Genomic DNA, 6333 nt, shown 5'->3' on the forward strand with positions numbered 1-6333 from the left:
GCCGGGGTCAGGCCGCGGATTCCTGTTCGGCCATCACGCGGGCGTTCCAGTCGCCCTTGATGGCCCGCCAGCCCTCGTCGGTCTCGCCCAGGCGCCAGTAGCCGGAGATGGACAGGTGCTCCTTGGGGATGCCGCGTTCCAGGCGCAGGTGGCGGCGCAGCTCCTTCACGAAGCCGGCCTCGCCGTGCACGAAGGCGTGGACCTCGCGGGAGGGGAATGCGAAGGCCCGGACCGCCTCGACGAGCCTCTCGCCGACCGGTCGGGTGCCGCGGTGGAGCCAGACGGGCACGATGCCGTCCGGGGTGGCGATCTTCTGCTCGTCCTCGGGTCCCTCGACCTCGACGAAGGCGTGCACCCGCGCCCCCGCCGGCATCCGCTCCATCGCGGCCGCGATCGCCGGCAGGGCGCTCTCGTCGCCGACCAGCAGGTGCCAGCCGGCGGCCGGGTCCGGGGCGTAGGCGCCGCCCGGGCCGAGGAAGCGGACGAGTTCACCGGGCTGGGCGCGGGCCGCCCAGGGTCCGGCCAGCCCCTCGTCTCCGTGGACGACGAAGTCGAGCGTCAGCTCCAGGTGCGCCGGGTCCCACGAACGGACGGTGTACGCCCGCTGGCGCGGCCACGCGTCGCGCGCGTACTCGGCGCGGATGCGGTCCAGGTCCCAGGGCGAGGGATAGGTGACGCCCTCGGGAGCGAACAGCAGCTTGATGTAATGGTCGGTGAACTCGCCCGCACTGAACCGGACCAGTCCGGCGCCTCCCAGCACCACCCGCACCATGTGCGGCGTCAACCGCTCGGTGCGCACGACGACTGCGGTGCCGACCTTGCGGGCGCGTCCTTCTGCCACGGCGTAACCCCTTGCTCCCCTGAAACTTAGGATTACCTAAGTTAGCACCTCATGGGCGGAGTGCGCTGCCCAGACGCGACACGGCTCCGCCCAGACCCCACCGGCGCGCCAGCGCATCGACGAGTTCGGGCTGCGCGGGGACCGCCGGCAGCGCCGGGTCGAACGCCGGGAGCGGGACGTCGGACGCCACCCGGACCACCTTCGGGGCCACCGCCAGATACGGCCGGGACTCGTCCAGGCGCTTGCGCTGCGTCGGCGTCAGCTTCGACTTCGGGTCGCCGACCGCCGCGATGATCCCGGCCAGGGAGCCGTACGCGTCCAGCAGCTTCGCCGCCGTCTTCTCGCCGATCCCGGGCACCCCCGGCAGGCCGTCGCTCGGGTCCCCGCGCAGCAGTGCCAGGTCCGCGTACCCGGGTCCGTCCACCCCGTACTTCTCGCGCAGCCACGCCTCGTCCGTCACCTGGAGCGTGCCGACCCCCTTGAGCGGGTACAGCACGCGCCGCCGCCGGGCGTCGTCGACCAGCTGGTAGAGGTCGCGGTCGCCGGTGACGATGTCCACCGGGCCCGTGGCGCGCGCCGTGAGGGTGCCGATCACGTCGTCGGCCTCGTATCCGGCGACCCCCACGCGGGCGATCCCGAACGCGTCCAGCGCCGCCTCGATGATCGGCACCTGCGGGGCCAGCGTGTCGGGGGTCTCCTCCACGTCCGGACCCGTCTCGGTCTCCTGCGCGACCCGGTGCGCCTTGTAGGAGGGGATCAGCTCCACCCGCCAGTGCGGCCGCCAGTCGGCGTCCATGCACGCCACCAGATCGTCGGGGCGGTGGTCCTGCACCAGCCGGCCGATGAAGTCGAGCAGCCCGCGCACCGCGTTGACCGGGGTGCCGTCCGGTGCCTTCACGGAGTCCGGGACGCCGAAGTAGGCGCGGTAGTAGAGGGAGGCGGTGTCCAGCAGCATCAGGCGTCGAGTCGTCGTCACGGAGACGATGATGCCGCAACCCCCGCGCCTGCCCGCGGCGCACGGTTACGGGCGGGGGCACGGGAAGTGGCCGTGGGAGCGCTCGGAAACGGCACGGGAGTTTCACCCGGGGCGTACCGTGGTGGGCTCTTGCGCGCGAAACCGGGGACGGTTGCTGCGTAAGGTGCTTACAGCACACCCACGTGTGACGGACGCCGATGTACGCCGACGAACCTGACAAGGGGAGGGCAGCCCCGCCATGGACGACAGGGACGGCTCTGACGACAAGGAACGGGACAAGGACGCCAAGGAACCGCTCCGGGTGGGCGTGGCCGTGCGCAAGCGGCGCCGGGCGCTCCACCTCACCCTCGCCGCCGTGTCGGCGCGCAGCGGCCTGTCGGTGCCCTTCCTGAGCCAGATAGAGAACGAGCGGGCCCGGCCCAGCATGCGGTCGCTGGAGCGGGTCGCGGACGCGCTGGAGACCACGGCCGTCGAGCTGCTGGCCGCCTCGGACACCGCGCGCACGGTCGACCTCGTACGGGCCGGCGACGACTCCGGGCTCACGCCGATGCCGGGCGTGCGGCCCCTCGTACGCGGTCACCACCAGCTGCACGCACTGGAGTTCACCGGGGACCAGGACGCCGGCCGCGAGTACCAGCACCGCAACGACGAGCTGATGTACGTGGTCTCCGGCGCCTGCCAGGTGGAGGCCGAGGGGCGGGCGTACCGGCTGGAGAGCGGGGACGCGCTGTTCCTGTCCGGCGGCGTGCGCCACCGCTGGCGGGCCGTCTCCGAGGACACCCGGCTGCTGGTCGTCGCCGTCGGGGAACACATCCACGCCACGTCCGAACCGCCCTCGCCCGGGCGCTGAGCCGGATGCGGATCGTCTCGCTCGTGCCCTCGCTGACCGAGGCGGTCGCCGTGAGCGCTCCCGGGCTGCTCGTCGGGGTGACCGACTGGTGCAGCCACCCCGCGGACCTCGTGGAGCGGGGCGCGGTCCGGATCGGGGGCACGAAGAACCCCGACGTCGGGCGGATCGCGGCGCTGCGGCCGGACCTGGTGATCGCCAACGAGGAGGAGAACCGGGTCCCCGACCTGGAGGCGCTGCGCGCGGCCGGCCTGGAGGTGCTCGTCACCGAGGTACGGGCGCTGCCGCAGGCGCTGACGGAGCTGGACCGGGTCCTGGTGGGGGCCCTGGGCCTGGAGCGGCCCCGGTGGCTGGACGAGGCCGAGGCCGCCTGGGCGGCCGTGGAGCCCCTCGGCCCCCTGACGGCCTGCGTGCCCGTCTGGCGGCGGCCCTGGATGGTCCTGGGCCGGGACACCTTCGCCGGGGACCTGCTCGCCAGGCTGGGGATCCGCAATGCCTACGCGGGGCACTCGGAGCGGTATCCCGGGGTGCCGCTCGCCGAACTGACGGCGAGCGGCTGCGATCTGGTGGTGCTCCCGGACGAGCCCTACGCCTTCGGTGCCGAGGACGGCCCGGAAGCCTTCCCGGGCCTCCCGGCCGCCCTGGTGAGCGGACGCCACCTGACCTGGTACGGACCCTCGCTGGCCGAGGCTCCGTCGGTCCTGGGGACGGCGATCAGACGGTCCTGGGCAGCAGCCGGCCGGTGAACAGCCCGCGCAGGGTGTGGGCGGCGGCGACCAGCCACGCGGTGACCAGCCCGAGGAAGAGGGCGGCGGCGAGCCAGGCGAACGCGTCCAGGCCGGTGTGGCGGGCCAGGCCGGCGGCGCCGGTGACGCAGGTGCCGACGGGGAAGGTCAGCGCCCACCACGTCATGGCGAAGCCCATGCCGTTGCGGGCCGCCCGGACCAGCATCGCGGCGGCCAGGGCCAGCCACAGCAGGGCGAAGCCCATCACGGGCACTCCGTAGACGACCGCGAAGGCGCCGAGGGCCTGGGCGTAGGGGGCCTCGATGGCGCCGGGCGCCACGTCCGCGAGCTGGTTCACGGCGGTGGTGGACTGCCCGAGGGGGCCGAGCACCAGGAACAGGGCCGGGGTCAGGGCCAGGGGCAGGGGACCGCGCATGATCAGCCGGCCGAAGACGAGGGGCAGCATCAGCAGCGTCGCCAGCAGGCTGATGCCGAACATGGCGTAGCACGCCAGCAGGAGCGCCTCGCGGGGCTGGCCGGCGGGCAGGTGGGGTATCAGCAGGGGGCCCACCGCGGCGGACACCATGGGGGACACCAGCGGCAGCAGCCACACGGGGGTGGCCTGGGCGGGCTCGACCTCGTGCCGGACCACCATCAGGTACGGCACGGCCACGGCCATGAGCAGGCCGATCGCGGTGCCGGCGGTGAAGAGCAGGGCGTCGACGGCGATCGCGGCGGGCTCTCCGATGAGGTCCTTGCCGACGATGAGGGTGCCGCCGCCGACGGCCAGCAGGGCCATCGACAGACAGCCGTAGAACGGGGCCACGGCGGGGTCGAGCAGGTGGGCGCGGGCCTGGTCGCGGTGGTGGAGCCAGTGCCCGGCGCGGGCGGTGAGCAGGACCGCGAGGGCCACGGCCGACAGTGCCCAGACGATCTGGCAGGCCGCGCGCTGGCCCGGTACCTGGTACGGGAGGGTCGCGCCGGCGTTGGCGACGATGGCCGTGCCCATGACGGAGGCGTACCAGTTGGGGCCGAGGTGACGCAGCGCGGGGGCCTTGTGGGTCCGGGGCGCGGCGGGGATGACGGTGCGGGGTCGCACGAGGGTGGTGGCCATGGGTCCAGCGTGGTCGCGGGGGCGGGCTCACGGTAGAGGCCGTCTCCCTATAAGGCCATAAACTGACTTTATGGGTAACGAGGAGTGGGTTCCGCTGGCACACCGGGTACCGGACCTGGGGGCGCTGGAGCTGCTGCTCGCGGTCGCCCGGGTCGGCAGCCTGAGCGGGGCGGCCAAGCACATGGGCATCACCCAGCCCGCCGCGAGCAGCCGCATCCGGGCGATGGAGACACGGCTGGGCGTGGCACTGGTGGACCGCTCGCCCCGCGGATCGACGCTGACGGCGGAGGGGGCGCTCGTCACGGACTGGGCGCGGCGCGTGGTGGAGGCGGCGGAGGCCTTCGACGCCGGGGCGCAGGCGCTGCGCGGGCGGCGCGACTCGCGGCTGCGGGTGGCGGCCAGCATGACCATCGCGGAGTACCTGCTGCCCGGGTGGCTGATCGCCCTGCGCGGGCAGCGGCCGGGAACGGCGGTGTCACTGCACGCGGGGAACTCGGCGGTGGTCGCACAGCGGGTACTGGCACACGAGGCGGACCTGGGCTTCGTGGAGGGGCTCTCGGTCCCCGAGGGACTGGACTCGGCGGTGATCGCGCAGGACCGGCTGGTGGTGGCCGTCGCGCCGGGGCACGCGTGGGCGCGGCGGTCGCGGGGGATCGAGGCGGCGGAGCTGGCGGCGGCGCCGCTGATCCTGCGGGAACGGGGGTCGGGGACCCGGCAGGTGCTGGACGCGGCGCTGGCGGGGAGCGGGGGCCTCGCGGCGCCGCTGCTGGAGCTGGCGTCGACCACCGCGGTGAAGTCGGCCGCGCTGAGCGGGGCGGGCCCGTGCGTGCTGTCGGAGCTGGCGCTGGGGGAGGAGCTGGCGGCCCGCCGCCTGGTGGAGGTCCCGGTCTCGGGGGCGGCCCTGGGGCGGGCCCTGCGGGCGGTGTGGCCCTCGGGAGCCCGCCCGGCCGGCCCGGCCCGCGACCTCCTGTCCCTGACCCGGGTCCGCCCCTGACCGATGCCCCTGCCGGGCCCTAGTGGCCCAGGTCCGGGCGGGACTGGGTGTCCTGGGGCCAGCCGTAGCCCGTGCGCGGGGGGTCCGGGACCGCGCCCATGGAGGCCAGGTCCCGGTCGGCGGCGCGGGACAGCCGGCCCGCGAGGTCGCGCAGGGCCCGGCCGGCCGCCAGTTCGTCCCCGATGGCGGAGACCTCCACGTCCTCGGGGTTGCAGTGGGCCGAGCCGCGCCCGACCAGCTGCCCGGTACCGGTGTCCAGCACGGCCCGGGCCCGGGTGGTGCCGCCCTCCTCGGTGAGCGAGACACCCACGTTCCATTCCGCCTTGTGTGTCATGGCGCGCCCCGTCATTCGGCGATCTCGGTGCGCTCCCACCACTCGAACACCGGCAGTCGTCCTTGCGGGCCGTCCTGCCGCCGTGTCGTGGCCCGGAAGTGCTCGTACCCCCCGCGGTGCGGGATCTTCATGTCCTCGCCGGGAGCGGGAGCGTCGACGACCCGCTCGGGCAGGTCGGCCGGTCCGCCCTCCAGCACAGCCTTGTTCGTCATGCCTCCAGTCTTCCGACCTGCGGGACGGCCCGCACGTCGGCGCCCGCGTCAGACGCGTACGGCCGGGGTGAGGGATGCCGCCTCGACCAGGGCGGACATGACGCGGGTGTCCTTGTCGCGCTCCGGGTGCCACTGGACGCCGAGGACCCAGTGCGCGGAGCCGGGGAGCTCGATGGCCTCCACGGTGCCCGGGCCCGCCGGGGGCGGGGCGGTTATGCCCGGCCCCCCCCGGGGCCCGCCGCGGGGGGTGGGTGTGCGGGCCCACCGCCCCCTCCGGGCCCCCCCCCCCG

Annotated in this window: 9 protein-coding genes; 3 read left to right on the forward strand and 6 right to left on the reverse strand. The window is 74.7% G+C overall.

The window, feature by feature from the left end; genetic code table 11:
* Positions 1-7 precede the first annotated feature (7 nt).
* Entirely contained in the window at positions 8-841 is an 834-nt protein-coding gene (locus tag ACFXA3_RS31670; protein ID WP_385192363.1) for a siderophore-interacting protein, read from the reverse strand.
* 49 nt (positions 842-890) lie between these two features.
* Entirely contained in the window at positions 891-1796 is a 906-nt protein-coding gene (locus ACFXA3_RS31675; RefSeq protein ID WP_385192380.1) for a 5'-3' exonuclease H3TH domain-containing protein, read from the reverse strand.
* Between the two features lie 259 nt (positions 1797-2055).
* Here ACFXA3_RS31675 and ACFXA3_RS31680 point away from each other — a divergent pair, with 259 nt between their 5' ends.
* Positions 2056-2667, forward strand: coding sequence for a helix-turn-helix domain-containing protein (locus tag ACFXA3_RS31680; RefSeq protein WP_054226090.1), 612 nt, complete (start codon positions 2056-2058; stop codon positions 2665-2667).
* A gap of 5 nt (positions 2668-2672) precedes the next feature.
* Positions 2673-3410: a helical backbone metal receptor gene (locus ACFXA3_RS31685; protein ID WP_385192366.1), complete on the forward strand. Its 738-nt coding sequence runs from the start codon at positions 2673-2675 to the stop codon at positions 3408-3410.
* Here the strand turns inward: ACFXA3_RS31685 and ACFXA3_RS31690 are convergent.
* Positions 3379-4503, reverse strand: a complete 1125-nt coding sequence (locus ACFXA3_RS31690; RefSeq protein ID WP_385192368.1) for a TDT family transporter — start codon at positions 4501-4503, stop codon at positions 3379-3381. The two genes, ACFXA3_RS31685 and ACFXA3_RS31690, sit on opposite strands and share 32 nt — an antisense overlap.
* Positions 4504-4573: 70 nt before the next feature.
* Between ACFXA3_RS31690 and ACFXA3_RS31695 the strand changes: the two genes are divergently transcribed.
* On the forward strand, positions 4574-5497 hold the full coding sequence (locus ACFXA3_RS31695; RefSeq protein WP_385192370.1) for a LysR family transcriptional regulator: 924 nt from the start codon (positions 4574-4576) through the stop codon (positions 5495-5497).
* A 19-nt stretch (positions 5498-5516) separates the two neighbouring features.
* Here the strand turns inward: ACFXA3_RS31695 and ACFXA3_RS31700 are convergent, their stop codons facing one another.
* The 3 genes from ACFXA3_RS31700 to ACFXA3_RS31710 all read right to left on the reverse strand — a co-directional run.
* Positions 5517-5831, reverse strand: a complete 315-nt coding sequence (locus ACFXA3_RS31700) for a DUF1876 domain-containing protein (RefSeq protein ID WP_385192372.1) — start codon at positions 5829-5831, stop codon at positions 5517-5519.
* Between the two features lie 11 nt (positions 5832-5842).
* Entirely contained in the window at positions 5843-6043 is a 201-nt protein-coding gene (locus ACFXA3_RS31705) for a DUF5988 family protein (RefSeq protein WP_385192375.1), read from the reverse strand.
* Positions 6044-6091: 48 nt separating this feature from the next.
* The coding region (locus tag ACFXA3_RS31710) for a gamma-glutamyl-gamma-aminobutyrate hydrolase family protein (RefSeq protein WP_385192378.1) at positions 6092-6333 on the reverse strand (242 nt) is incomplete at its 5' end.

It is taken from the genome of Streptomyces sp. NPDC059456 (assembly GCF_042750055.1).
Lineage (GTDB): Bacteria > Actinomycetota > Actinomycetes > Streptomycetales > Streptomycetaceae > Streptomyces.

What these genes read in the sequence shown, in the direction of transcription:
- ACFXA3_RS31695 (WP_385192370.1), top strand. Translation starts at nt 4,574, where the DNA reads ATGGGTAACGAGGAGTGGGTTCCGCTGGCACACCGGGTACCGGACCTG.
- ACFXA3_RS31685 (WP_385192366.1), top strand. Translation starts at nt 2,673, where the DNA reads ATGCGGATCGTCTCGCTCGTGCCCTCGCTGACCGAGGCGGTCGCCGTG.
- ACFXA3_RS31675 (WP_385192380.1), bottom strand. Translation starts at nt 1,796, where the DNA reads ATGCTGCTGGACACCGCCTCCCTCTACTACCGCGCCTACTTCGGCGTC.
- ACFXA3_RS31700 (WP_385192372.1), bottom strand. Translation starts at nt 5,831, where the DNA reads ATGACACACAAGGCGGAATGGAACGTGGGTGTCTCGCTCACCGAGGAG.
- ACFXA3_RS31705 (WP_385192375.1), bottom strand. Translation starts at nt 6,043, where the DNA reads ATGACGAACAAGGCTGTGCTGGAGGGCGGACCGGCCGACCTGCCCGAG.
- ACFXA3_RS31690 (WP_385192368.1), bottom strand. Translation starts at nt 4,503, where the DNA reads ATGGCCACCACCCTCGTGCGACCCCGCACCGTCATCCCCGCCGCGCCC.
- ACFXA3_RS31680 (WP_054226090.1), top strand. Translation starts at nt 2,056, where the DNA reads ATGGACGACAGGGACGGCTCTGACGACAAGGAACGGGACAAGGACGCC.